Source organism: Neobacillus jeddahensis, from assembly GCF_000612625.1.
In the GTDB taxonomy this organism is placed as follows: Bacteria; Bacillota; Bacilli; order Bacillales; family Cytobacillaceae; genus Neobacillus; species Neobacillus jeddahensis.
This window is the reverse complement of record NZ_CCAS010000129.1, coordinates 1-1759: the sequence shown is the minus strand read 5'-3', so window position 1 is coordinate 1759 and position 1759 is coordinate 1. Positions and strand designations below refer to the sequence as shown.

Sequence of the window (1759 nt, the reverse complement as noted above, 5' to 3'; positions counted from 1 at the left end):
AAAAAAAATTCCCCCATTTTCACGTTTTTCGAGTCAATAGGCGGAATTTTTCCGTCTATTTATCAGATCGGGTGCTTAACCGGATCTCAAAACCGATAAGAGCGAGGCCAGGTACCGCGACTTCATGCTTCTCGTCTTTAACCTTCTCGACGGACCCGCTTATGACCTCGAGCCGATGGCTTCTTGAGCTGGACATTTCTCAAAGTCGAAACATATAAATTCTGGTGATATTATAATGAAGACTCCGTTTATCCTCATAACGGAGCCTTTCCCATTTTGAAGATAGCTAAGTTCCCCTATTACATTATCAATTAAATATTATAAATGATAATAACTTTGTAATATTAATTACCTTACTATTCACCAAAATAGGATATATAAACAAATAGTAATCTATAAAATCAGTTGATTTATTAAGAATGTTCTACTAAAAGACAATTGTTAAAAATCTGTCAATATTCCCTTACAGAATTTTTTGAAAATAATGATACGATATAATTATTCTAAACTATTAGGAGGGAAAATGATGAACGAAAAAGAACGGAAGAATCAGTTGGAGGGTCAAGACAAAAAATTGACAACAGCTTTTGGTGCACCCGTACCCGATAATCAAAATACGATGACCGCGGGTCCACGAGGTCCAGTCTTAATGCAGGATTTCTGGTTTATTGAAAAATTAGCTCATTTTGACCGCGAAGTAATCCCGGAACGCCGCATGCATGCCAAGGGATCTGGCGCATTTGGGACATTTACGGTGACACATGATATTACCAACTATACGAAAGCCGCTATTTTTTCGGAAATAGGTAAACAAACAGAAATGTTTGCCCGTTTTTCAACCGTTGCCGGTGAGCGTGGTGCTGCAGATGCTGAAAGGGATATTCGTGGATTTGCTCTCAAATTTTATACAGAGGAAGGAAATTGGGACTTGGTCGGCAACAATACACCCGTCTTTTTCTTCAGAGATCCGAAGCAATTTCCAGATTTAAATCATGCCGTGAAACGCGATCCGCGAACCAATATGCGCAGCTCCCAAAACAATTGGGACTTTTGGACATCCTTGCCCGAAGCACTCCACCAAATTACGATTACCATGAGTGACCGGGGGATTCCGAAGAGTTATCGGCATATGCATGGCTTCGGAAGTCATACCTATAGTTTTCTTAATACCAATAATGAACGGACTTGGGTGAAATTCCATTTCGTCTCCCAGCAAGGCATTGATAACTTAACCGATCAAGAAGCAGAAACCATTGTGGGTAAGGATCGGGAGAGCCATCAAAGAGATTTATATGAATCAATAGAAAAGGGTCACTTTCCAAGATGGAAAATGTTTATCCAAGTCATGAGTGAGGAACAAGCTCGACACATGCCATATAATCCATTTGACTTAACGAAGGTATGGTATAAAGGAGACTTCCCGCTGATTGAAGTTGGTGAATTCGAATTAAACCGGAACCCAGACAATTATTTTGCTGATGTTGAACAGGCTGCCTTTGCTCCAACCAATATTGTCCCTGGAATCGGTTTTTCGCCTGATAAAATGCTTCAGGGCCGATTATTTTCATATGGTGATACACAACGTTACCGCTTAGGGGTAAACCATTGGCAAATCCCGGTTAACTATCCGCGCGGCGCCAAGCATGTCCATTCCTATCACAGAGACGGAGCGATGCGAGTCGATGGAAATATGGGTGGTGCGAAATCTTATGAACCAAACAGCTATGGAGAATGGCAGGAACAGCCTGATTTCAAAGAA

Annotated in this window: 1 protein-coding gene; it reads left to right on the top strand. The window is 41.0% G+C overall.

Going from position 1 to position 1759, the window contains the following annotated elements; genetic code table 11:
- Positions 1–526: 526 nt before the first annotated feature.
- A partial coding sequence (locus tag TY15_RS22920) for a catalase (protein WP_042375712.1) occupies positions 527–1759 on the top strand: 1233 nt, incomplete at its 3' end.